Source organism: Pseudomonas putida (assembly GCF_001976065.1).
GTDB classification, from domain to species: domain Bacteria; phylum Pseudomonadota; class Gammaproteobacteria; order Pseudomonadales; family Pseudomonadaceae; genus Aquipseudomonas; species Aquipseudomonas serbica.
Genome location: NZ_MNAH01000002.1, coordinates 743,203 through 767,605 on the forward strand (window position 1 = coordinate 743,203; position 24,403 = coordinate 767,605).

Genomic DNA, 24,403 nt, shown 5'->3' on the forward strand with positions numbered 1-24,403 from the left:
CATGGATGTTCAAGCGCTGCTCGACTTTACCCATCGCGAAACGGTGCGCGTCCCCTACCCGGCTTATCGCTACCTGCGTGAGCACCATCCGGTCTATTGGTGTCCGCACTTCAAGGCCTGGTTCCTGACCCGCTACCGCGATGTCTTTGCCGCTCAAGGTGACGCCAGGCGTTTTTCCTCGAACCGCATGCAACAGCTGGTCGATGCGCAGGTACCCGCGCAAAAGCGCGCGCAACTGGCGACTTTCGTCAAGCTCGCCTCCGACTGGATGTACTCCCAGGACGGTGAACCACACAAGGTCAGCCGCCACCTGTTGGGCAGGGCCTTTACGCCCCGTGCTATCGAATCCTTGAGGCAAACCATTCAGGACATCACCGATGAAGAGTTATCCGGCCTCGAACGGCAAACCGATTTGATGGCCAACCTGTTCAACCGCGTACCGGCGCTGATCCTGGCCAGGCTCTACGGCATCGCGCGCGAGGACGCGTTGAAGCTGCGGCGCTGGACCGATGACATCCTGATTTTCCTGGTCGGCAGTCTCGACCCCGACTATGGACCGGCGCAAGCGCTCAAAGGCGTGGAAGAGATGTACGGGTATTTTGCGGACGTCATCGAACAGCGCCGCAAACAGCCGCAGGATGATCTGGTCAGCCGGGTACTGGAGGCCAGCCAGGGCAGCGCGTCGAGCAATGAAGAGGTGTTGGCACAGATCGTCTTCATCCTGGTTGCCGGCTACACCACCAGCGCCGATCAGCTGTGCATCGGCTTGCTGCATTTGCTTGAGCATCCCCAGCAGCACCGGGCACTGGTGGCTGACCTGAGCCTGGTAAAACCGGCCATCGAAGAGATGCTGCGCTTTGATTCCGCGGGGTCTTTCAGTCATCGCGTGCTCAATGAAGACGTCGAAATAGACGGTGTCACGATGAAAAAAGGCGACCTGGTCTACCTGATGCGCGCCGCCGCCAATCGTGACCCGGCGAAGTTCGAAAACCCTGACCGCTTCGATATCCACCGCACGCACAACGATCACCTGGCGTTCGGCCGGGGTGAGCATTTCTGCATGGGCACCGCGTTATTCCGCCTGGAGGCCGAGGTGGTGTTCACCTCGTTATTCAAGCGATTCCCGGACCTGCAACTGATTGCGGACAGACCGGCGATATGGCGGACCAACAATCTGCAGTTTCGTGGACTCAAATCACTGCCCATTGATCTGGGCCAAGGAGCGCTGCAATGAAATTCGAACGCGTTTTTTCCGCGGCAAAATGGGAAACCGAAGCCTGTTACTGCCGTGCATTGAAGGTCGATAACCTGATCGTGATGGGCGGTACCGTCGCCTTCGATGACAAGGGAGAGCCCTTCGCCCCGGGTGATGCCTATGCCCAGACGCTGCGTTGCCTGGAAATCATTGAGGCGTCGATCAAGCAACTGGGAGAAGACCGCCGCAGTATCATCGCCACCCGCATGTACACCACCGACATGGCTTTCTGGCCCGCTATCGCCAGGGCGCACAAGGCGTTTTTCGAGGGCCATCCGCCCACCACGATGTGCCTGGAAGTCGGAAAACTGATCCTGCCTGAATACGTGATCGAGATCGAAATCCAGGCCTATGCGCACAAGGGGAAAGACAATGAAGCCTGAGCGCGCGACGACTGGACAATCAGCTACTCCCTTGACGGTAGAAAGCGCGCGAACAGCCTTTCGCGACTTGATGGTGGTTCGCGTGCGTGACCTGTCGATCGACAGCCATGGACGACCCCTGTCACTGCGGCTCTACACCCCGCCCGGACAAGGGCCGTTCGCAGTCCTGATGTATTTCCATGGCGGTGGATGGGTCACAGGCGATCTGGACACCCACGACAGCTTTTGCCGGCTGATGTGTGACTGGGCAGGTTGTGCCGTGGTAGCCGTGGATTACGCCCGGCCACCGGAGCACCTATTCCCCGCTGCGGTGCAGGATTGCTGCGCAGCTACGCAATGGGTCGTCGAACAGGGGCTGGCCTCAGGGCTCGATCCGTCGCGAATCGGGGTCGCCGGTGGCGGCTCCGGCGGTGGGCTGGCGGCAGTCGTGTGCCAATGGGCCCGGGAGCGCGGCGCGCCGAAGATCGTGTTGCAGATGCTGCTGTACCCGTTGCTCGACTGCTTGAACCGACACCCCTCCCACCAGGAGTTCGCCGATGGACATGGGCTCTGCGCAGCCATGCTCGAGTGGTACATCGAGCACTACGTGCCACCCGGTATGGATCGCGCCGATCCCAGGCTTTCCCCGCTGAATCAAAAACACCTGCACGGATTGCCACCGGCGTTGATCATCACCAGCGAACGGGATGTGCTGCGTGACGAAGGCCGCGAATATGCCCGGCGACTCATGGGGGCCGGCGTTCAGGTCCAGCATCGGGAGTATGCCGGCATGCTCCATGGCTTCATCAACTGGCCGGCGGCTCAGGATGAGGCCAAACGGGCGCTGCTCTTGTGCGCTCAGTACTTGCAAGCACAGTTTCACGATTGAATGCGCGCAGAGCCCGGGCACCCGTCCGGGCTCTGCGCGTGCGCCAGGCAACTCCAGCCGCCGATAGCGGCGCCCTTTCTGCAAAAATGCACACACGACCTGCACTTATCCCGGTTGTACAAGGCAAATTTGCACTGGTACGATCCAGCATCGCTCGCGCGCGAGCTTCTTAACAAAGAACAATAAAAGCAGGGAGTTAGTGATGACTGCTCAGGTTTCTTCTCCAGCGACTTCGTCAATGGATGCCACGCAAAACGAAGTGCTGGCCGAGGTTCGCAACCACATCGGTCACCTGACCCTCAACCGCCCCGCTGGCCTTAACGCCATCACCCTCGAGATGGTGCGCAATCTGCAACGTCAGCTCGATGCCTGGGCACAGGATGACCAGGTGCATGCAGTGGTGCTGCGCGGCGCCGGGGAAAAAGCCTTCTGTGCCGGTGGCGACATTCGCTCGTTGTACGACAGCTTCAAAAGCGGCGATACGCTGCACGAAGATTTCTTCATCGAGGAGTACGCCCTCGACCTCGCAATCCATCGTTACCGCAAACCGGTGCTGGCCTTGATGGACGGCTTTGTCCTGGGCGGCGGCATGGGCCTTGTGCAAGGCGCCGACTTGCGGGTGGTCACCGAGAAAAGCCGCCTGGCGATGCCTGAAGTCGGCATCGGTTACTTCCCGGACGTTGGCGGCAGCTACTTCCTGCCGCGCATCCCCGGCGAACTGGGGATTTACCTGGGCGTCAGCGGTGTGCAGATCCGTGCGGCCGATGCGCTGTACTGCGGGCTGGCCGACTGGTACCTGGACAGCGGCAAACTGGCCACGCTGGATGAAAAGCTCGACCAGCTGCAGTGGCATGACACGCCTCTGAAAGACCTTCAGGGCGTGTTGGCGAAACTCGCCGTGCAACAGTTGCCCGATGCCCCCCTGGCCGCCCTGCGCCCGGCTATCGACCATTTCTTCGCCTTGGCGGATGTGCCGAGTATCGTGGAGCAACTACGGGAAGTAACGGTCGCCGACAGCCATGAGTGGGCCACGGCTACCGCTGACCTGCTGCAGACCCGCTCGCCCCTGGCCATGGGCGTGACCCTGGAAATGCTCCGGCGCGGCCGGCAACTGAGCCTTGAACAATGTTTCGCCCTTGAGCTGCACCTGGACCGCCAGTGGTTCGAGCGCGGCGACCTGATCGAAGGCGTGCGCGCCTTGCTGATCGACAAAGACAAGAACCCGCGCTGGAACCCGCCAACCCTGCAGGCGCTGGACGCCGAGCACGTAGCGAGCTTCTTCAACGGTTTCGATGAGAGCGGGAGCTGAACCATGCACGATCTCGAACTGACCGAAGAACAAGTCATGATCCGCGACATGGCCCGGGACTTTGCCCGCGGCGAAATCGCCCCCCATGCCCAGGCCTGGGAAAAGGCCGGCTGGATCGACGACGCCCTGGTGGCGAAAATGGGTGAGCTGGGCCTGCTGGGCATGGTGGTGCCCGAGGAATGGGGCGGCACTTATGTCGACTACGTCGCCTATGCATTGGCAGTAGAAGAGATCTCCGCCGGCGACGGCGCTACTGGCGCGTTCATGAGCATCCACAACTCGGTGGGTTGTGGGCCGGTGCTCAACTACGGCAGCGAAGAACAGAAACAGACCTGGCTGGCGGACCTGGCCAGCGGCCAGGCCATTGGGTGCTTCTGCCTGACCGAACCACAGGCCGGTTCCGAGGCGCACAACCTGCGTACCCGCGCCGAACTGCGCGACGGCCAATGGGTGATCAACGGCGCCAAGCAGTTTGTCAGCAACGGCAAGCGGGCCAAGCTGGCGATCGTGTTTGCCGTGACCGACCCGGACCTGGGCAAGCGCGGCATCTCGGCGTTCCTGGTACCAACCGACACCCCAGGCTTCATCGTCGACCGCACCGAACACAAGATGGGCATCCGCGCCTCCGATACCTGTGCGGTCACCTTGAACAATTGCACAATCCCCGAGGCCAATTTGCTCGGCGAGCGCGGCAAAGGCCTGGCCATTGCCTTGTCCAACCTCGAAGGCGGCCGCATCGGCATCGCCGCCCAGGCGTTGGGCATTGCCCGCGCAGCATTCGAGGCGGCCCTGGCCTACTCCCGTGATCGCGTGCAGTTCGGCAAAACCATCAATGAACACCAGAGCATCGCCAATCTGCTGGCCGACATGCACATGCAGTTGAACGCTGCGCGGTTGATGATTCTTCACGCGGCACGCCTGCGCACGGCGGGCAAGCCATGTCTGTCGGAGGCCTCGCAAGCCAAGCTGTTTGCCTCGGAAATGGCCGAGAAAGTCTGCTCGTCAGCGATTCAGATTCATGGCGGGTATGGGTATCTGGAGGATTACCCGGTCGAGAAGTATTACCGGGATGCGCGGATCACGCAGATCTATGAAGGGTCGAGCGAGATTCAGCGGATGGTGATTGCCCGCGAGTTGAAAAACTACCAGCTTTAACGCTTGAAATCTTCGCGAGCAGGCTCGCTCCCACATTGGATCTCAGCGTTATTGAGATCCCTTGTGGGAGCGAGCCTGCTCGCGAAGAGGCCCGCAGAAACGCTACATCACTTGCCCTGGAACTGGGCCTCACGCTTGGCAATGAACGCCGCCATCCCTTCTTTCTGATCCTGCGTCGCAAACGCCGCGTGGAACACCCGACGCTCAAAGCGGACACCTTCCGACAGGCTCACTTCAAAGGCACGGTTGACGCTTTCCTTGACCATCATCGCAATCGGCAAGGACTTGCTGGCGATCAGCGTTGCGACTTTGAGCGCTTCGTCCAGCAGCTCATCGCTCGGCACGATACGCGCCACGATACCGCAACGCTCCGCTTCCACGGCGTCGATCAAGCGCCCGCTCAGGCACATTTCCATGGCCTTGGCCTTGCCCACGGCGCGGGTCAGGCGCTGGGTGCCGCCCATGCCCGGCAGCACGCCGAGGTTGATTTCCGGCTGGCCGAATTTGGCGTTGTCGCCGGCCAGGATGAAATCGCACATCAGCGCCAGCTCACAGCCGCCGCCCAGGGCAAAACCGTTGACCGCGGCGATGATTGGCTTGCGGCGGTTGGCCACGCGGTCGCTGTCGCTGAACAGGTCGTCGATATAGATCTGCGGATAGGTCAGCTCGGCCATTTCCTTGATGTCGGCACCGGCGGCAAAGGCCTTTTTCGAACCGGTCAGGACGATGCAGCCGATGTTCGAGTCCGCCTCGTAGCCGTCGAGGGCCTGGTTCAGTTCGCTGACGATCTGCGCGTTCAACGCGTTCAGCGCCTGCGGGCGGTTGAGGGTGATCAGGCCAACGCGGCCATGGGTTTCCAGCAAAATCGTTTCGTAGTTCACAAGCGGGTTCCTTTTCAAAGATTGCGTGAAATGACCATGCGTTGAATATCGCTGGTGCCTTCGTAGATCTGGCAGACCCGCACGTCGCGGTAAATCCGCTCCAGCGGGAAGTCGTTCAGGTAACCGTAACCGCCAAGGGTTTGCAGCGCCGAGGAGCATACCTTCTCGGCCATTTCCGAGGCGAACAGCTTGGCCATCGACGCTTCCACCAGCGCCGGTTTGCCGCTGTCTCTCAATGCCGCCGCGTAATGCACCATTTGCCGCGCCACGGCGATCTGGGTCGCCATGTCCGCCAGGCGGAACGCCACGGCCTGGTGCTCGATGATCGGCTTGCCGAAGCTCTCGCGCTCGCGGGCATAGTCGCGGGCCGCTTCGAACGCGGCGCGGGCCATGCCCACTGACTGCGAGGCGATGCCGACACGCCCGCCCTCAAGGTTGGCCAGGGCGATCTTGTAGCCTTCGCCCTCTTCGCCCAAGCGATTGGCCACTGGTACTTTCACGTCTTCGAACAGTATCTGGCAAGTGTCCGAGGCGTGCTGGCCGAGCTTGTCCTCGACCCGGGCCACCTTGTAGCCCGGCGAATCGGTGGGCACGATGAACGCCGTGATGCCGCGTTTGCCGGCAGCCGGGTCGGTCACGGCGAACACGATCACGATCCCGGCGTTTTGCCCGGACGTGATGAATTGCTTGCAGCCGTTGAGAACGTAGTGATCACCCTCCCGCCGCGCACGGGTTTTCAATCCGCTGGCATCGGAACCGGCCTGGGGTTCGGTCAAGGCGAAAGCACCGAGCATGGCGCCGCTGGCCAGGGGCTTGAGAAAACGCTCCTTCTGCTCGTCATTGCCGTAATTGAGGATGGGCACACAGCCCACCGAGTTGTGCACGCTCATGATCGTCGAGCAGGCACCGTCGCCCGCGGCGATTTCTTCCAGGGCCATGGCATAGGCCAGGTAACCGGTCTCACAACCGCCCCACTGCTCCGGTACCAGCATGCCGAAGAAGCCCAGCTCGCCCATTTCGGCGATGGCTTCCTTGGGGAAGCGGTGTTCACGGTCCCACTCGGCGGCGAAGGGTTTCAGGCGTTCCTGGGCAAAATCCCGTGCCGCGTCGCGTATCTGCTGTTGTTCGTCATTGGGGATCATGGTGAATCCTTGATTTGTAATTGTCCCCCTGTAGGAGCGGGCTTGCCCGCGAATGCGGTATGTCATCCAACGATGATGTCGACTGACACGGCCTCTTCGCGAGCAAGCTCGCTCCTACAAGGTCTGCGCCGCGTTAGTAGAGGCATTCCACGGCCATGGCCGTCGCTTCGCCGCCACCGATGCAGATCGCTGCAACACCACGCTTGAGGCCTTTCTGGCGCAGGGCCGAGAGCAAGGTCACGAGGATCCGCGCGCCAGACGCACCGATCGGGTGGCCAAGGGCGCAAGCACCGCCGTGCACATTGAGTTTTTCGTGAGGGATTTCCAGCTTGGTCATGGTCACCAGGCTGACCACGGCGAAGGCTTCGTTGACTTCCACCAGGTCGACGTCGTTCAGCGACCAGCCGGTTTTCTTCATCAGCTTCTCGATCGCGCCCACCGGCGCCACCGGGAACAGGCTCGGGGTGTCGGCGAAGGCCGCGTGACCATGGATCACCGCCAACGGCTTGAGGCCGCGCTTGTCGGCTTCGGAACGGCGCATCAGCACCAGTGCCGCCGCGCCGTCGGAGATCGAACTGGAGTTGGCCGCCGTCACGGTGCCGCCATCACGGAACGCCGGTTTCAACGAGGCGATCTTGTCCAGTCGGGCTTTGGGTGGCTGCTCATCGTTGCTGATGGTCACCTGCTCTTTGCCGACGGTGACAGTCAAGGGCACGATTTCGTCCTTGAAACTGCCGTCCTTGATGGCCTGCTGGGCGCGGGTGGTCGATGCCACCGCGAACGCATCCTGGGCCTCGCGACTGAAGCCGTGGGTTTCGGCGCAGTCTTCGGCGAAGGTGCCCATCAGGCGGCCCTTGTCGTAGGCGTCTTCCAGGCCATCGAGGAACATCGAATCCAGCACCCGGCCGTGTCCCATGCGGTAGCCGCTACGGGCGCGGTCCAGCAGGTACGGCGCGTTGGACATGCTTTCCATGCCACCGGCGACTACCACCTCGGCGCTGCCAGCCACCAGCATGTCGTGGGCCAGGATGGCCGCTTCCATGCCCGAGCCGCACATCTTGTTGAGGGTGGTGCAACGGGTCGATTTATCCAGCCCGGCACCCAGCGCCGCCTGGCGCGCAGGGGCCTGGCCCTGGCCGGCAGGCAGTACGCAGCCGAACAGCACTTCGTCGACGGCATTGCTGGCAACGCCGGCACGTTCCACCGCGGCCTTGATCGCGGCGGCACCCAGTTGCGGTGCGGTGAGGCTTTTCAGTTCGCCCTGGAAACCGCCCATCGGGGTGCGGACGGCGCTGACGATAACAATCGGATCGTTGGATAGGGTCATGACAAATCCTCCTTATTTGGCCGCCATGCGCAAGGCCCCGTCGAGACGGATCACCTCGCCATTGAGCATGCTGTTTTCAATGATATGCCGTACCAGCTGGGCATACTCGGCCGGTTTGCCCAGGCGCGGCGGAAACGGCACGCCGGCGGCCAGGGAATCACGGACTTCCTGGGTCATGCCGGCCATCATCGGCGTTTCGAAAATGCCCGGGGCGATGGTCATCACGCGGATGCCGAAGCGCGCCAGTTCGCGGGCGGCAGGCAAGGTCAGGCTGACGATGGCGCCTTTCGACGCGGCGTAGGCCGCCTGACCGATCTGGCCGTCGTAGGCCGCCGCCGAGGCGGTATTGATGATCACGCCGCGCTCGCCATCGGCGTCGGCCTGGGTTTCGGCAATCGCCGCCGACGCCAGGCGCAGCATGTTGAAGCTGCCGATCAGGTTGACGTTGATCACCTGGCTGAAGCTTGCCAGCGCGTGCGGACCGTTCTTGCCGAGGATCTTCTCGCCACGCACGATGCCGGCGCAGTTGACCAGGCCATTAAGGCCACCGAAGGCCTTGACCGTCGCCTGCACAGCGGCTTCGGCCGCTGCTTCGCTGCTGATGTCCGCCACTACGCTTTGCGCGCCAAGACGTTGGGCCTGGGCCGCGACGGCTTCGGCATTCATGTCCACCAGCATTACCTTGGCACCGGCCGCCACGAGCATTTCAGCGGTGGCCGCACCGAGGCCGGAGGCACCGCCGGTGACGAGAAAAACCTTGTTTTCGATCTGCATCATTGAGTCCTTCGATTCAAGCTGGAACGTTCTTCGCCGCGGCCTCTTGAGCCTTGGCGATTTCCTGGTTGCGCAAGATAAAGCGCTGCAATTTGCCGCTTGGGGTTTTCGGCAATTCGCTGACAAATTCGATTTCACGGGGATAGGAGTGAGCCGCCAGACGCTTGCGCACGTGTTGGCGCAACTCTTCGGCCAGCTCCGGCGTGGCGCGGTATTGCTCGCTGAGCACTACGAACGCTTTCACCAGTTCAGTACGCTCCGGATCGGGTTTACCGACCACCGCCGCTTCCACCACCGCCGGATGCTCGATCAAGGCGCTTTCCACATCGAACGGGCCGACGCGGTAGCCGGAGGTGGTGATCACATCGTCGCTACGGCCGACGAAGCTGATACTGCCGTCCGGATTCCACTCGACCGTATCGCCGCTCAAGTAGTAATTGCCGACGAAGGCCTTGGTCGGTGCGCCTTCGTATCCGGCGAACCAGCACATTGGCGACTGGCTGCGGTCGATGGCCAGGATGCCCGGTTGACCGACGCCCAGTTCCTGGTTGTCCTCGTCCAGCACCACGATGCGGTGGCCAGGCGAGGTAAAACCAGCGGCGCCCATGTGGATCGGGTGCTCCAGGCCATGGTGGTTACACAGCACCATGCCCAGTTCGGTCTGGCCGTAATGGTCATGGATGACCACGTCCAGAGTGTCGGCGAACCAGCGGATCACTTCCGGGTTCAGCGGCTCGCCGGCGCTGCTGACAATGCGCAGCTTGCCTTTGATCGATTTGGCGAATTCGTCGCCGCCTGCGATCAACAGGCGATACGCGGTCGGCGAGCCGGTGAGGTTGGTTATCCCGTACTTGTTGATCACCCGGCAGGTGCTTTCCAGGGTGAACGGGCCATCGTAGAAGGTGATCGGATGCCCCATGGCCATGGGACCTGTGACGCCAAAATAGATGCCGTAGGCCCAGCCCGGATCGGCCACGTTCCAGAACGCGTCTTCGGGGCGCAGGTCCACCGCGTCACGGGTGTAGCTCTGGAAGGCGACAATGGCCTTGAGCGGCACGGACAGCGCTTTTGACGGACCGGTGGTGCCTGAGGTGAACATCAGCAGGAACGGGTCTTCACCCGTCAGCAGCACCGGTTCGCAGAGATTGGAGTAGTTGGCCAGCTCGGCCCAGAAGCTATAGTCGCCACGGACAATGCCCTGCCCCTTGGCGCCGGCGACGGTGACGATGGTCGGGCAGTCGGCGACTTCGGCGAGCTTCGAGCGATTGACCGCGTCGGTGACGACTACTTTGGCCCCGGAACTGCCCAGGCGATGCTCGATGGCCTTGGGCCCGAAGGCGGTAAACAAGGGTTGATAGACAGCGCCGATGCGCCAGGTGGCGAACACGGTGATCAACAATTCGATGTTGCGCGGCAGGAGACCGGCAACCTTGTCGCCTTTCTTCACGCCCTGGGCCAAGAGGAAGTTGGCAAAACGCGCGGCCTTGTCCTGCAGCTCGTTGAAGGTATAGGTCGCGCTGGTGCCGTCACGGCCTTCCCAGAACAGTGCAATACGTCCCGGCAGCGCATGCCGGTCGCAACATTCGATGCAGGCGTTGAGGGCAGTCAGATTGCCTGCGAGTGCGGCATCGACGGTGTGCTGATAATTGAACTGTGAAACGGCAGACAAGTAATCGCGCATTGCCAGAATCCCTCTGTATTTCTTGTTAGGTGGGGGAACCGTAACCAACAGGGAAATACTCGCTCTGCGCGGGGTGTCGGGCAATGGTCAAAGTTATCAAGTTGCTTGACTGGTTTGGCCAAGGAGCTGAGACAGGCGGCGCTTGAACGGGCCTCTCGCTGGCAAGCCAGCTCCTACGGGTTGATCGCATTCCCCTGCAGGAGCTGGCTTGCCAGCGAAGACGTCAGTCCAGACGCAACAGCCTATGGATGACCTCGCTCATTCAAGATCAAACTGCGGTAATGCCCGGGATTGGACCCCGACCATTTGCGAAACGCCTTGTAGAACGAGCTCGCATCGGCAAATCCCAGCCGGGTGGCGATTTCGGTGAAGCTGATGGTCGGTTCCGCCAGCCAGGAGATGGCCAGCTCCTTGCGCACGCTGTCCTTGAGCCCCTGGTACGTCTGGCCTTCCTCGGCCAGGCGCCGACGCAGGGTCGAGGCGGACATGCACAGGCGTTGCGCCAGGGCTTCGGTCTCCGGCCAGTGCTCGGCGGGCAGCTGCCGCAAATCCTGCTTGATCCGGCTGGCCAGGCTCTGTGGATCGCGGTACTTGACCAGGATGTTGGCCGGCGCATGGGCGAGGAAGCGCCGCAGCTCTTCGACACTGCGCTTGATCGGCAAATCCAGGCAGTCAGCGGAAAAGATCATTCGCGTGCGCGGGCGGTCGAAGCGCAGGTTCTCGGAGAACATCACCTGGTAGTCATCGCAGTAATCCGGCTGTGCACAGCGCAGCTCGATCGCCAGGATCGGAATTCGACGTCCAGCCAGCCAACAGGCCACCCCGTGCACGATCATCCAGTAGGTGAAGTAAGTGAAGGCCCGGCGCGGCTCATGGTCGTCTTCGAGCAACACGATTTCCGCCAGGCTCTGCTGATGAACCAGCTGCGCAGGCATGCGCTCGAGCATCAACGACAGAAAGCCCAGGCCACTGGTCAGTCCTGCCGCCAGGCTCGGCTGGACCATGGCACAGCGACAGAGGAATTCGAGGCTGCCGGATTTGAGCTTGCGCGGGTCCATGCCAAAGAACTCGTCATCGCCTCGTCGGGCCAGCAAGCGCCACAGACGCGCATAAGCGCTGGCGGGAACCCGGGCGTCGCTGCTGCCAAGCAACCCCGGATCGATACCGACCTTGTCCAGCACCTCATCGGTGGCCGCGCCCGGGGCGCAACTTTGCAACAGCGCTTCTCGCACCAGTTGAATGGAAATGGTGTCTTTTTCCGACATTGCGCGAAGGGAGCCCTGTTCTTGTTTGAGTGGCGGGCATATTAGCGCAGCCGCCCGGTCGGCGCAGAACCCTGTGAGCTGGCTTGCCAGCGAAGGCGTCCTTGAACATTGCGTTGGTCTTTCGGGCGCTTTCGCTGGCAAGCCAGCTCCTACAGTTTTTCAGCGCCATCAGGTCCTCATCCAACCGAACTCCGCACGAAAGGCCAGGGTCAACCCTTTGACTCCCTCACCTTGAAACCGGAGATCGACAATGAACCACTACCCCAAACCACCCTTCCCCAAACAACAGCAACCCGTCCCCGGCTCCCAGCGCAAAATGGATCCCTATCCAGACTGCGGTGAGCAGAGCTACAAAGGTTCGGGTCGCCTGAATGGCAAGATCGCCCTGATCACCGGGGGCGACAGCGGCATTGGCCGGGCGGTGGCCATCGCCTTTGCCCGTGAAGGTGCCGACGTAGCCGTGGCGTATCTGGATGAGGAGCAAGATGCGCAGGAAACCGCGCGCTGGGTTGAACAGGCCGGCCGCCAATGCCTGCTGCTGCCGGGGGACCTGGCGCACAAGGTGCATTGCCGGGCACTGGTGGAAAAGACGGTCGAACGTTTCGGCCGCATCGACATCCTGGTCAACAACGCCGCGTTCCAGATGACCCACGAAAACCTCGAGGACATCCCCGACGAAGAATGGGTGATGACCTTCGACGTCAACATCACCGCCATTTTCCGGGTCTGCCAGGCGGCACTCAAGCACATGCAGCCCGGCAGTTCGATCATCAACACCAGTTCGGTCAACTCCGACATGCCCAACCCCACCCTGCTGGCGTATGCCACGACCAAGGGCGCGATTGCCAACTTCACCGCCGGCCTGGCGCAAATGCTCGGGCCGAAGAATATCCGGGTCAACAGCGTGGCACCCGGTCCGATCTGGACGCCGCTGATCGTCTCGACCATGCCCGAGGACAAGGTACAGAACTTTGGCGCCAACACCCCGCTCGGCCGTCCGGGCCAGCCGGTGGAAGTCGCGCCGATCTATGTATTACTGGCGTCGGATGAAGGCAGCTACATCACCGGCCAGCGTTTCGGGGTGACCGGGGGTAAACCGATCCTGTGATGGCGCCATGCGCCGGAAAAATGGAACCCGGCGAGTCTCCAGCGCTCAACACTTCATAGGCCCTCCCTGGGGGCCTTTCGATACCTGGAGGTTGTCATGTCCGCACCTATCGTCAAACTGTTCACTCAGCCGAACTACGCGTGGACGGATATTCGCAAGGAAGAGGAAGCGCACCCACGCCACTATCTCGCCCATTTGATCCTGTTGGCCCTGATCCCCGCCGTCTGCCTGTACATTGGCACCACCTACGTTGGCTGGAGCCTGGCGGAAAACGAAACGGTCCACCTCAGCCCCCGCAGCGCCCTGCAACTTTGCGCCCTGCTGTATCTGTGCACCCTCGCCGGCGTCGCCATCATGGGAGGATTCATCCGTTGGATGTCTCGCACTTTCGAGGCTCGCCCTACGCTCAACCAGTGCATCGGTTTTGCCGCGTACACCGTCACGCCGTTTTTCCTGGCGGGTATTGCCGGCCTGTACCCGAGTCGCTGGCTGGCGATCCTGGTACTGGGCGCCGCCTCGATTTACTCGACATTCCTGCTGTTTGTCGGTTTGCCGACCTTCATGCATGAGCGCAAGGAGCAAGGCGTGCTCAATGCCGCCTGCGTCTGGGGCGTCGGGTTGCTGGTGCTGGTCACCATTCTGGTGAGCATGATCCTGCTGTGGTTCAACGTGCTGACGCCGGAGTACTTGCGCGCTACCGTCAGTCAATGACCCCCCGGCCATGAGTTTCATTGCCTGGGTCGCGGTGCTGGGTGCCGTACTGCTGACGCTGGCACTGACCTCATCGTTCCTGCGCTGGATGCCGGTGACCACCTCCGCCGTGTGCCTGGCGCTGGGGGTGGTCATCGGGCCAGCGGGCCTGGGCTGGCTCAGGCTGGATATCAAGGATGCCGCCTACTGGATGGAGCACCTGACGGAAGTCGCGGTGCTCTTTTCGCTGTTCGTCTGTGGCCTCAAGTTGCGCTTGCCGCTGAGGGACCGCAAATGGCGCGTGGCTTTTGGGCTGGCGGGGCCGGTGATGGTCCTGACCATCATCGGTGTCTGCCTGTTGCTGCATTATGCTTTCGACCTGCCGTGGGGCCCGTCTTTGCTGATCGGCGCGATCCTGGCACCTACCGACCCGGTGCTGGCCTCGCTGGTGCAGGTCAACGATGCCAAGGATGACGACGCCGTGCGCTTCGGCCTTTCCGGTGAGGCCGGACTCAACGACGGCATTGCGTTTCCCTTCGTTATCCTTGGGTTGCTGTTTATCCAGCAAGGCGGCGGTGATTCCGCCACCTGGCTCGATGACTGGGCGCTCAAACGCCTGCTGTGGGCGGTGCCCGCCGGATTGCTCGTCGGCTACACCATGGGCCGGGTAATTGGCCGACTGACGTTGTCCATGCGCATCAGGAATGCCGACAGCACGCTGTCGCCCAACGACTACCTGACTTTTGCCCTGATCGCCCTGGCGTATGTCGCCGCCGAAGCGGTGCACGGCTACGGTTTTCTGTCGGTGTTCGCGGCCGCCCTGGGCTTGCGTCGGGCCGAGGTCAAATCGATGGGGCATTCACTGACGCCCGCCGAGCACTTGGTGCAACCGGTGGTCGGTCATCAGAACGTCGAGCCCGATGCTGCCGTACATGGCGATGTGACGAACCTGGAGGAAGCGCAGGTGGCGGCCGGCATCATGATGGGCGACATGCTGTCCTTCGGCAGCCTGGTCGAACGGGCCATGGAAGTATTTCTGGTGACCCTGCTCGGGGTGGTGCTGGTGGGGCATTGGGACTGGCGCGCGTTGGCAATTGCGCTGGTGCTGTTCTGCGTGATTCGGCCGCTGATTGTCTGCCTGGTCCCTTGGGGCAACCTGCTTGACGGCAAGCAACGGCTGTTGATCGGCTGGTTTGGAATCCGCGGCATCGGTAGCTTCTATTACCTGTTCTACGCCTTGAATCACGATCTCGCGCCTTCAATGGCCACCTTGTGCACCGACCTTACCCTCTGCGTGGTTGCGTTGAGCATTCTGATTCACGGGGTCAGTACCCAACCGATCCTCGCCCATTATGAACGGCGCAAGAAACCACCGGCTTGAATGAGCTTGCCGTGGCGAACTGCATGAGCCAATAGCCCGGACTCATGCAGCCTGCATGGCCCCATTTGGCCATTATCACGCGTAAGACATTGTTTTTGAAACGCTTTACGGCAACAGAAAATACGGCACGACTAATGCTCTTTAACGATGAGTGACCTGCGGTAAAAACCGTTCGCGCTGACCTCAACTTGAGAGACTTGACCATGAATGCCATAGACCTGTTGAAAGCCGACCATGAACGCGTAAAAGGCATCCTCAACCAACTGAGCGAATCCACCGAGCGCGGCCTGAAAAAGCGCACCGATCTCCTTGAAAAGCTGGAAATGGAAATCTCGATCCATACCCGCCTGGAAGAAGACATCCTGTACCCGGCCTACAAGGAAGTCGGCGGCAAGGAGCAGGACATCATGTATTACGAAGCCAAGGAAGAACACCGCACCGTGGATTCGCTGGTACTGCCGGACCTGAAAGCCACCGACCCGTCCACGCCGGAGTTCGCCGGCCGCGTCAAAGTGGTCAAGGAACTGCTCGAACACCACATTGAAGAGGAAGAGACCGAGATGTTTCCCCAGGCTAAAAAGCTGCTGGGCAAAGCCACTCTGGATGAGCTTGGGGAACAAATGGAGGCTTTGAAGGCCCGCCTGAAAAAGGAAATGGCGGCGTCGCATATGGCTGCTTGATGGAACACCAGGATCAAAAGATCGCAGCCTGCAGCAGCTACAGGGGAATACGGTCACCTGTAGGAGCGAGCTTGCTTGCGAAAAACCTGAGAGCACCGCGGGGGGCCAGGCTCCCCGCGTCATCGTTGATCTGCAACGCGAGCAAGATTGCCCCAACAGGCGCGGCATCTACATTGCAGACGAAATGATCTCCACCAGATTCAATTGGGTAAACGGCTTGGATAAGCGCGGCAGCCTGGATGCAAAGCCTTCCAGGCGATCGGCATAACCGGTTGCCAGGATAATCGGCATGCCGGGTTTGCGCGTGCGGATGGCATCTGCCAGTTGCGCCCCACTCATGTGCGGCATGGCCATGTCGGTGATGACAAGGTCGATGGCCGGATTTTTCTCGAACAGTTCCAGGCCCTGGTCACCGGACGTCGCGGTGATCACGCGGTGTCCGAGGTCTTCAAGCAACAGGCAAGTGCTGGTTAATACCAGGCTGTCGTCATCCACCACCAATATGCACAGGCGTGGGACTTCCGGCCCTGCCGGCTCGTCGACAATAACAGCCGGTACCGAGCCTGCCGAAGCCACGGGCAACCAGAGTTCTGCAGTCGTACCCAGGTTTTTTCGGCTCTTGAGAATGAATCGCCCACCCAATTGCTCGATGTAGCCGTGGACCATCGACAATCCCAGGCCCGTGCCTTTTCCCAGCCCTTTGGTGGTGAAAAACGGATCCATCGCCGAGGCCAGCGTTGCTTCATCCATTCCCTCGCCAGTGTCGGTGATGCTCAGGCACACATAACGTCCCGCCGTTGAGGAGGATTGGGGTTGATCGGCAAGCGTCTCGGCGTGGGCACTGATGACGATACTGCCTCCATTGGGCATGGCATCGCGAGCATTGGTGGCCAGGTTCAGCACCGCCAGTTCGAGCTGATTGACATCGGCCATGACCGGCTCGATCTGCGCTGGAAAACGGGCTTCCAGGGCCACCGAAGGCCCAAGTGAACTGCGTAGAAGCCCGGAAATCCCTTGCACCAGGTCGGCCAGATCCACAGGTTCGGACTTGAGCTCCTGCTTGCGGGCAAAGGCCAGCATGCGCTGGGTCAGGGAGACGCCGCGCAATGCACCCTGGGTGGCGTTGTCGAGCAAACGGACTATTTTCGGGTCGTCGGCCAGGCGTTTGCGTACAATCTCCAGGTTGCCGAGAATGACGGTCAGCAAATTATTGAAGTCGTGGGCAATCCCCCCACTGAGCTGGCCGATGGCCTGCATTTTCTGCGCCTGGAACAGCGCTTCGCGAGTTTGCTCAAGCGCCTGCTGCGCCTGGGTCGCCTCGGTGATGTCGCGGGTGATCTTGGCAAAGCCGAGCAAGGTACCGGTGTCGCCCCGGATCGGGTCGACCACCACATGGGCGAGGAACCTGGTGCCATCCTTGCGCACCCGCCAGCCCTTGTTCTCGAAGCGTCCCTCACGGGTCGCAATCTCCAGCGCCCAGGCGGGCAATCCTGCAGCCTGGTCTTCAGGGGTGTAGAACATGGAAAAATGCCGGCCGATGACTTCTTCGGGCAAATAGCCCTTGATGCGCTGGGCCCCCAGGTTCCAGTTGGTCACACGGCCATCCGGGGCCAGCATGTAGATGGCATAGTCGGTGACGCTTTGCACCAGCAAGCGAAACTGTTGCTCGCTTTGCTTGAGGGTCTCTTCGGCCATCTTGCGATCGGTCAGGTCGCGGGTGATCTTGGCAAATCCCAGGAGCGTGCCCGTCGAGTCGTAGATCGGATCGATCACCACGTGGGACCAGAAATGCGTACCGTCCTTGCGCACGCGCCAGCCTTCGCCTTCGAAACGCCCCTCGCCGATGGCCGTGTCCAGCGCCCGTTGGGGCAGGCCGGCACGACGATCGTCATCGGTGTAGAAGCGCGAGAAATGCTGGCCGAGAATCTCGGCTTCCTCATAACCCTTGAAACGCCTGGCGCCCGCGTTCCAGCTGGTAATGATGCCATCGGGATCAATCATGTAGATCGCATAGTCAACCACCGCATCGATCAGCAGGCGCAGGCGCCTGTCTTCATTGATCTCGGCCTGGGTTCGAACTTCGCTCATTGATCCCTCACATCGACTGCTGTTTGTCTGAAGTATGCGATAAACCATCCATTTGAACAGCCGCCGGCGCGATTGACCACCAGTGCGGCAGCAATTGCCTGACCTTGCTCTCGCCAAAGCGGTCATCGATCAACATCACCACACCCTGGTCCTGCTGTGTACGAATGACCCGGCCGGCGGCCTGCACGACTTTTTGCACACCGGGGTACAGGTAGGTGTAGTCATAACCTGCGCCGAACAGGGCCGCCATGCGCCGCTTGAACTGCTCGTTGACCGGGTTGAGCTGCGCCAGCCCCAGGGTGGCGATGAACGCGCCGATCAAGCGTGCGCCTGGCAAATCGATGCCTTCGCCAAACGCCCCGCCCAGTACCGCGAAGCCCACGCCTTGGCCTTCGGCGGTGAAGCGGTCGAGGAATTCCTGGCGTTGCGCCTCCGCCATGCCTCGGGACTGTGACCACAGGTTGATCCCTGGATGTTTTTCGGCCAGTAACTGCGCCACTTGCTGCAGGTAATCGAAGCTGCTGAAGAACGCCAGGTAATTGCCGGGGCGCTGGCCGAACTGTCGGGCGATCAGCTCGACGATCGGCGCCAGGGATGCCTGGCGATGAACAAAACGCGTGGAGATGCGGTTGACGATCTGCACGTGCAACTGATCGGCATGAAAGGGTGACTCGACGTCGATGCACACGGTGTTCGCCGGGGTACCCAGCAAATCGGCGTAATAGTGCCGGGGGCTTAGCGTCGCCGAGAACAGCACGGTGCTGCGTGCAGCGCTCAGGCGCGGGCCGATGAAGCCGGCTGGCACCACGTTGCGCAGGCACAGTTGCGAGAGGTTGCGCTTGCGTTCGAGGTCGCGCTTGCTGATGTCGAACAGGTACTGCTGGTCGAAGAGTTCGCCCACCCGACAGAACTGCAGTACGTCGAAATAAAAGCTTTGCAATGCACTGTCCAGTCCCTGCGGATGATCGTTGAGGTAATCAACGATGCTGGCGCTGCACGACGACAGGGCCTGGAGCAGTTTTTCCGGCGGCTTGTCGTAGGCCTGGTAGGCACCGAGTTGCTGGTTATGCAAGGCGTTCCATTCGCGGTTGACCCGTTGCAGCGGCTTCTTCAACACCTCGGGGGCGGTTTTGCGCACGCCATCGAGGGTCGATTGATCGAGACTGGCGCTGTACATCTGCCGACCACGCTCCACCAGGTTATGGGCCTCATCGACCAACACCGCGACTTTCCAGGTGTTGGCCTGGGCCAGGCCGAACAACAGCGCACTGAAATCGAAGTAATAGTTGTAATCGGCAACCACCACATCGGCCCACCGCGCCATTTCCTGGCTCAGGTAATAGGGGCAAACCTCATGCGCCAGGGCGACCTGGCGCAGTGCGCTCTGATCCAGCATGTTCAACTGGCTGGCAGCCTCGCGCGCAGCAGGCAAGCGATCATAGAACCCCTGGGCCAGCGGGCAGGATTCACCGTGGCAGGCTTTGTCCGGGTGTTCGCAGGCCTTGTCCCGGGCGATCATCTCCAACACCCGCAGGGGCGGCGCGTCGGCGCGCTCCAGGATCACCTGCGCGGCGTCCAGGGCCAGCTTGCGGCCCGGGGTTTTCGCCGTGAGGAAGTACACCTTGTCCAGTTGCTGCGGCGCCAGGGCCTTGAGCAGCGGAAACAAGGTGCCCACCGTCTTGCCAATCCCCGTGGGCGCCTGGGCCATCAGGCAGCGTCCGGTGCTGACGGCCTTGAACACCGATTCCGCCAAGTGACGCTGCCCCGGACGAAAATCGGCATGGGGAAACCCCAGCTGCTGCGCCGCCTGGTTACGCCCCTGGCGATGGACGGTTTCCTGTTCGGCCCAGTGCAGGAACAAGCCGCAATGGTGATTGAAGAACTGCCCGAGTTCGGCGGCGTCAAACCCCTCGACCAGACAGGTTTCCTTTTCGCTGACGACATCGAAATACACCAGCGCCAGGTTGATCTGCACAAGATTGAGTTTTCGGCACATCAGCCAGCCATAGATTTTGGCCTGCGCCCAGTGCAGTTGACGGTGGTTGGCCGGTTGCTTGCTCAGGTCGCCTCGGTAGGTCTTGACCTCTTCCAGGCAGTTTTGCGCAGGATCGAAGCCATCCGCCCTGCCCTTGACCGTCAACCCCTGATACGAACCCTCAAGGGCGACTTCACTCTGATAGCCGTCACTGCGCCGCGACGCCACCGTGCGGTGCCCGACGATGCCTTCCAGCGCGGTCGGCGACGGGGTGAAACGCAAGTCGAGGTCGCCCACCTTGGCGGTGAACTCACACAGCGCCCGCACTGTGATGCTGTAGTTCAAGCGCCCTGCTCCGCCCATTGCACATAACACACGGCAATCGGCATGCGGTGCTCATGACAGAACTCCAGCCAGCGCAGCTGGTTGTCTTGCAGGCGATCCCCCGGCCCCTTGACTTCGATCATGCGGTAGGTTTTTTCCTGCGGCCAGAATTGGATCAGGTCCGGCATGCCCGCGCGATTGGCCTTGATGTCGAGCAACAACCGGGTGAACCAGTGCCTGAGGTGTTCGGCGGGCAGGCAGTCCAGAGCCTGTTCCAGTAACGCTTCACTGAGTGCGCCCCAGAACACGAAGGGTGACTGCACACCCCACTTTTCGGCATAGCGCGCGCGAATGGTTTCACGGTACCGGCCGTCGTCAAGTTCTCCGAGGCAGGCCTGGAACAGCTCGGCCCGACGGCTATGGAAGTCTTCGCTCAACAGGTCCACCGGACCGCGCTGGAACGGATGGAAAAACGCCCCCGGCAGCGGTGCGAAAATCGCCGGCCAGCACAGCAGGCCGAACAGCGAGTTGACCAGGCTGTTTTCGACGTAATGCACCGGTGCCGACGCTTCGCCCAGGTGCGCCTGTACATGGTCCTCCACCGACAACAAAGGGTCGGTCCTGCACAGTTGCAGGTCCAGGCGCAGCATCTCCCGCGGGGCTGCGCGCTTGACCACCGGCCCGCCCAGCTTGCGCCTCAGCCTGGGCAGTACTCGTAGCAGGTGCTGCTGCTCCGCGGCATTTTGCGGCGTTTGCTCGGCCTGGCACGCCAGCTCCAGGGCCAACTCGTACTCACCGCAACGCTCCAGCACCCGGATCATGCGCACGCGCGCGCCGGGGTAGGCGCAGTCACGGTACAGAGTCAATGCGGCGCAGAAATCACCGCCGCGCTCGCACTCCTGGCCCATCTGGAACAACAGCTTGTCGCGGCGCCGTTGCAGCCAGTGATTGCTCAGCGCCAGGCCGTTGATTTGCGCGACGATGCCCGCCACCGCCTCGCCGGCCTCGAACAGTTGCTGGCACTGGTAGAGGAACATGCAGGCATCGACGTCCTCGCGGCTGCGCAAGCCTCGGGAATCGTCACTGAACTCGACCTTTTCATAGGTGAAGATGCCCAGGTCCGCCAAAACGAATTCGGACCAGTCCTGGTAAAGATTGCCGAAGAACATCAAGCGCAGGCGATCGCACAGGTTCATGATTGTCAGGCTGAACAAGCGGTCGTTCAGCGTCGGACACCAGTCGTTGAAGGCCTGTGCTTGAGGAAACTGCTCACAGAGTGCCGGCAGCCAGTCGATCTTTTTACCCTTGGGTTGAACAATCGCGTTGCCCAGGCATTGAAGAATTTCCGCCTTGAGCAACACTTCAAATAGCGCCTCGACCGCTAACGGCTGGCAGTCATCGACCCAACCCTGCGCCAGCAACGGCTGGGCCGCGCTGCAGATGTCACCGATCTCGGCGTAATGCAGCTTGCTGGCCCGGAAATGAACGCCCTTGCGCATGACCAGCCTGACCAGCAGTGCCCGGGACTCACGGGGCAATACATTGAATTCACGGATGAAACGATGCTCTTCGTCGCTCAACACGTCGACATAGCGATGTTCAAGCCAATCAAGCACTTGCATGAAGTTGTTGAGGTAGTAGAACGGATCGTCGAGAGGTTTTACAGTCACGGAGAAAAAGGCCACTTTGAGCGAGCACTGGTTATGCATACAGATACCAGCAACGCCCTGCCCTGTGCAAACGGAAAAGGATAAGCGGCGGTCCTGTAAGGGTTTTTTGCCACCGGGCATCGAACTTTCCGCCGTTCCATGGCACCAATCGCCATGGAGCTGCACTCGCTTGGCGGCAACCGCCATGTTTTTTTTTCAACAACAAGAGGTGACTATGAACATCAAGACTCTGGGTTTACCCCTGGCGGTAGCGGCCTTTTTTGCCCTGGCCGGCTGCTCGACGCCCACGGTGGTTACGCTGCAGAACGGCACCCAGTACCTGACCAAGGACATGCCAAAAACCAAGACCAAGGATGGTTTCTTCGAGTTCGAGGACATTTCCGGGGCGAAGGTGAAGGTCAAGGCTGATGATGTGGCCACGATTCGCCAGGAAGATTAAGCAACAACAGGCTCTGGCGCGCTGCTCATTTCCGACACTCACGCACTCTGGGTGTGGCAGGTTCTGCGCACTGGCTTAAACTGCGATACAGCCCATGCGCCCGAACGACCTTGAACGGGGTCGATGGGTTCCATTGCACCACAAGCTCACGCATTGATCCTGGTGAAGCCAGCATGAAAATGGTCACGCCCCTTTTGACCTCTCTCCTCGCCACCACCCTGTGCGCGACAGCGAGCCTCCATGCAAGTACCAGGACGCCCGCGCCCATCTTCAAAACCAGCTTCGACTGCGCCCAGGCCCGGGAGTCGGTCGAAAAGCTGATTTGTCGCGATGCCCAACTGGCGCAAATGGACAGGGAAGTGCAACGCCTTTATCTGCTGGCACTCACGGATGAACATTCGGTACCGCGCCCGGACAAAGTCGAGACTGATCAACAGTTCTGGATTCACGCCCGTAATCAGTGTGCCGGGGCGCAAGCCAAGGCATGCGCGATCCGCAGCTATGCCGAGCGTGCGCACCAGTTGCGTCAAGGATCCGCGATCGCCCGGACCAAAGATCCCAGCAGACTCACTGAAGGCCCCATCGCCTATCGTTGCACCGGCTTCAACGGAGTCATCACTGCGAGTTTTTTCAATGCGGAGCCGGGCATCGTCTACCTGAAATGGGCGAACGCCTCAGTCGTCCTCGACCAGGTGCCGAACTACTCCGGCAGCCAATACAAGGGCAAGGACTTTCGAGGCGACTACAGCTTCTGGCAGAACGGCAGCGAGACCCTGCTGCAAATGCCCGGCGCGGGAGCCATGAGCTGTACGGTCGATCCGGCTGCGTGAGCGCCGAAGCGCTTGCACATCTTGTCCGGATGGCCTGCCAGGCGCTTCAACTGCCGGTACGAATCTTGTTCCAGACCCGCGTACGAATCCGGTCGATGTTCAACGGCATGGCTTCGAGCGCAAACAGTTTTCCCATCATGTCCGGGCTCGGATACACCTTGGTGTCGTTCTTGATGGCCGGGTCGATCAGGCTGTCGGCCTGTTCGTTGCCATTGGCGTAGTGCACGTAGTTGCTGATACCGGCCATGACCTCTGGGCGCAGCAGGTAGTTCATGAAGGCATAACCGGCCTTCTCATCCGGGGCGTCCACGGGCATGGCGACCATGTCGAACCAGATGGCGGCGCCTTCCCTGGGAATCGAGTAGCCGATCTCTATGCCGTTGTTCGCCTCCCTGGCACGGTTTTCCGCCTGCAGGATGTCGCCGGAGAAACCGACCGCCACGCACACATCACCGTTGGCCAGGTCACTGGTGTACTTGGACGAGTGGAAATAGCTGACATAAGGCCGCACTTTCAACAGCAGCGCTTCGGCCTTCTTGTAGTCTTGCGGGTTCTTGCTGTGATGGGGCAGGCCCAGGTAGTTCAGCGCGGCCGGGAGCAGTTCCGGGCCATTGTCGAGGATCGCCACGCCGCACTTTTGCAGCTTCTGCATGTTCTCGGGCTTGAAGATCAGGTCCCAGGAATCCACGGGCGCGTTCTCGCCCAGCACCGCCTTGACCTTGGCAACGTTGTAACCGATGCCGGTACTGCCCCACAGGTACGGGAAGCCGTGTTCGTTGCCCGGATCGTTGCCCTGCAAGGCCTGGAGCAGCACCGGGTTGAGGTTCTTCCAGTTGGGCAACTGCGCCTTGTCGAGCTTTTTCAGGGCGCCGCCTTCGATTTGCCGGGCCATGAAGTGGTTGGACGGGAACACCACGTCGTAGCCGGATTTACCGGTCATCAACTTGCCGTCGAGGGTTTCGTTGCTGTCGTAGACGTCATAGGTGAAGCCGATGCCGCTTTCTTTCTGGAAGTTCTTCGTGGTGTCCGGCGCGATGTAGTCCGACCAGTTGTAGATCTTGACGGTGTCGGCCGCCTGGCTGATGGCGGCCACCAGCATCAGCGGCGCCAGGAGCAGTGTCTTCGGGGTCATGGGTCGATTCCTGTGGGGCTGTTTTTGTTGTTGGAGAGCGGCAGGC

General features: G+C 61.1%; 21 protein-coding genes and 1 pseudogene. 11 read left to right on the forward strand and 11 right to left on the reverse strand.

What is annotated here, in order from left to right; translation table 11 throughout:
• The first annotated feature begins 1 nt into the window (after position 1).
• The 5 genes from BKX96_RS09905 to BKX96_RS09925 all read left to right on the forward strand — a co-directional run bounded on the left by BKX96_RS09905 (position 2) and on the right by BKX96_RS09925 (position 4,970).
• Positions 2-1,234, forward strand: a complete 1,233-nt coding sequence (locus BKX96_RS09905) for a cytochrome P450 (protein ID WP_077183704.1) — start codon at positions 2-4, stop codon at positions 1,232-1,234.
• Positions 1,231-1,638, forward strand: a complete 408-nt coding sequence (locus BKX96_RS09910) for a RidA family protein (protein WP_046819102.1) — start codon at positions 1,231-1,233, stop codon at positions 1,636-1,638. Before BKX96_RS09905 ends, BKX96_RS09910 begins: the two co-directional genes overlap by 4 nt.
• Before the next feature lie 82 nt (positions 1,639-1,720).
• On the forward strand, positions 1,721-2,506 hold the full coding sequence (locus BKX96_RS09915) for an alpha/beta hydrolase (protein WP_256721448.1): 786 nt from the start codon (positions 1,721-1,723) through the stop codon (positions 2,504-2,506).
• A gap of 202 nt (positions 2,507-2,708) precedes the next feature.
• A complete protein-coding gene (locus BKX96_RS09920; protein WP_077183706.1) occupies positions 2,709-3,815 on the forward strand; it encodes an enoyl-CoA hydratase/isomerase family protein in 1,107 nt (368 codons plus the stop codon).
• A gap of 3 nt (positions 3,816-3,818) precedes the next feature.
• Positions 3,819-4,970 (forward strand): acyl-CoA dehydrogenase family protein, encoded by a 1,152-nt coding sequence (locus BKX96_RS09925; protein ID WP_077183707.1) that lies wholly within the window; start codon positions 3,819-3,821, stop codon positions 4,968-4,970.
• 107 nt (positions 4,971-5,077) lie between these two features.
• Here the strand turns inward: BKX96_RS09925 and BKX96_RS09930 are convergent, their stop codons facing one another.
• The 6 genes from BKX96_RS09930 to BKX96_RS09955 all read right to left on the reverse strand — a co-directional run bounded on the left by BKX96_RS09930 (position 5,078) and on the right by BKX96_RS09955 (position 12,040).
• Entirely contained in the window at positions 5,078-5,851 is a 774-nt protein-coding gene (locus BKX96_RS09930; protein ID WP_046819098.1) for an enoyl-CoA hydratase, read from the reverse strand.
• Between the two features lie 14 nt (positions 5,852-5,865).
• Entirely contained in the window at positions 5,866-6,993 is a 1,128-nt protein-coding gene (locus BKX96_RS09935; protein ID WP_046819097.1) for an acyl-CoA dehydrogenase, read from the reverse strand.
• Between the two features lie 133 nt (positions 6,994-7,126).
• Entirely contained in the window at positions 7,127-8,320 is a 1,194-nt protein-coding gene (locus BKX96_RS09940) for an acetyl-CoA C-acyltransferase (RefSeq protein ID WP_077183708.1), read from the reverse strand.
• Positions 8,321-8,332: 12 nt separating this feature from the next.
• The gene (locus BKX96_RS09945; protein ID WP_046819095.1) at positions 8,333-9,094 is read right to left on the reverse strand and encodes an SDR family NAD(P)-dependent oxidoreductase; all 762 of its coding nucleotides are present in this window, start codon (positions 9,092-9,094) and stop codon (positions 8,333-8,335) included.
• A 16-nt stretch (positions 9,095-9,110) separates the two neighbouring features.
• Positions 9,111-10,775 carry an AMP-binding protein gene (locus BKX96_RS09950; protein WP_077183710.1) on the reverse strand — a complete coding sequence of 555 codons (1,665 nt, stop codon included), beginning with the start codon at positions 10,773-10,775 and terminating at the stop codon, positions 9,111-9,113.
• Positions 10,776-11,017: 242 nt separating this feature from the next.
• The gene (locus BKX96_RS09955) at positions 11,018-12,040 is read right to left on the reverse strand and encodes an AraC family transcriptional regulator (RefSeq protein WP_077183711.1); all 1,023 of its coding nucleotides are present in this window, start codon (positions 12,038-12,040) and stop codon (positions 11,018-11,020) included.
• A gap of 250 nt (positions 12,041-12,290) precedes the next feature.
• Between BKX96_RS09955 and BKX96_RS09960 the strand changes: the two genes are divergently transcribed.
• The 4 genes from BKX96_RS09960 (at position 12,291) to BKX96_RS09975 (ending at position 15,899) form a co-directional block, all read left to right on the forward strand.
• Complete coding sequence (locus BKX96_RS09960; RefSeq protein WP_077183713.1) at positions 12,291-13,148, forward strand: SDR family oxidoreductase; 858 nt, start codon at positions 12,291-12,293, stop codon at positions 13,146-13,148.
• Between the two features lie 96 nt (positions 13,149-13,244).
• Entirely contained in the window at positions 13,245-13,859 is a 615-nt protein-coding gene (locus BKX96_RS09965) for a Yip1 family protein (RefSeq protein ID WP_046819091.1), read from the forward strand.
• A gap of 10 nt (positions 13,860-13,869) precedes the next feature.
• Positions 13,870-15,219, forward strand: coding sequence for a cation:proton antiporter (locus BKX96_RS09970; protein WP_077183714.1), 1,350 nt, complete (start codon positions 13,870-13,872; stop codon positions 15,217-15,219).
• 203 nt (positions 15,220-15,422) lie between these two features.
• Positions 15,423-15,899 (forward strand): PA2171 family ribosome-binding persister protein, encoded by a 477-nt coding sequence (locus BKX96_RS09975; RefSeq protein ID WP_077183715.1) that lies wholly within the window; start codon positions 15,423-15,425, stop codon positions 15,897-15,899.
• 58 nt (positions 15,900-15,957) lie between these two features.
• Here BKX96_RS09975 and BKX96_RS33180 read toward each other — a convergent pair.
• The 4 genes and pseudogenes from BKX96_RS33180 to BKX96_RS09990 form a co-directional block, all read right to left on the reverse strand.
• Positions 15,958-16,044, reverse strand: a pseudogene (locus BKX96_RS33180) (outer membrane lipoprotein carrier protein LolA); the annotation flags it as partial.
• Positions 16,045-16,067: 23 nt separating this feature from the next.
• Positions 16,068-17,987: a hybrid sensor histidine kinase/response regulator gene (locus tag BKX96_RS09980; protein ID WP_077183716.1), complete on the reverse strand. Its 1,920-nt coding sequence runs from the start codon at positions 17,985-17,987 to the stop codon at positions 16,068-16,070.
• A gap of 7 nt (positions 17,988-17,994) precedes the next feature.
• Positions 17,995-20,307, reverse strand: a complete 2,313-nt coding sequence (locus BKX96_RS09985; RefSeq protein WP_077183889.1) for an ATP-dependent DNA helicase — start codon at positions 20,305-20,307, stop codon at positions 17,995-17,997.
• A complete protein-coding gene (locus BKX96_RS09990; protein ID WP_077183890.1) occupies positions 20,304-21,956 on the reverse strand; it encodes a VRR-NUC domain-containing protein in 1,653 nt (550 codons plus the stop codon). The genes BKX96_RS09985 and BKX96_RS09990 overlap by 4 nt, the downstream gene beginning before the upstream one ends.
• A 214-nt stretch (positions 21,957-22,170) precedes the next feature.
• Here BKX96_RS09990 and BKX96_RS09995 point away from each other — a divergent pair, with 214 nt between their 5' ends.
• Both BKX96_RS09995 and BKX96_RS10000 read left to right on the forward strand, forming a co-directional pair.
• Positions 22,171-22,395: a YgdI/YgdR family lipoprotein gene (locus tag BKX96_RS09995; protein ID WP_077183891.1), complete on the forward strand. Its 225-nt coding sequence runs from the start codon at positions 22,171-22,173 to the stop codon at positions 22,393-22,395.
• Between the two features lie 173 nt (positions 22,396-22,568).
• The gene (locus BKX96_RS10000) at positions 22,569-23,225 is read left to right on the forward strand and encodes an MliC family protein (RefSeq protein ID WP_046819086.1); all 657 of its coding nucleotides are present in this window, start codon (positions 22,569-22,571) and stop codon (positions 23,223-23,225) included.
• A 46-nt stretch (positions 23,226-23,271) separates the two neighbouring features.
• On the opposite strand, the gene BKX96_RS10005 is transcribed toward BKX96_RS10000, so the two are convergent.
• The gene (locus BKX96_RS10005) at positions 23,272-24,357 is read right to left on the reverse strand and encodes a polyamine ABC transporter substrate-binding protein (protein ID WP_077183717.1); all 1,086 of its coding nucleotides are present in this window, start codon (positions 24,355-24,357) and stop codon (positions 23,272-23,274) included.
• Positions 24,358-24,403: the final 46 nt, after the last annotated feature.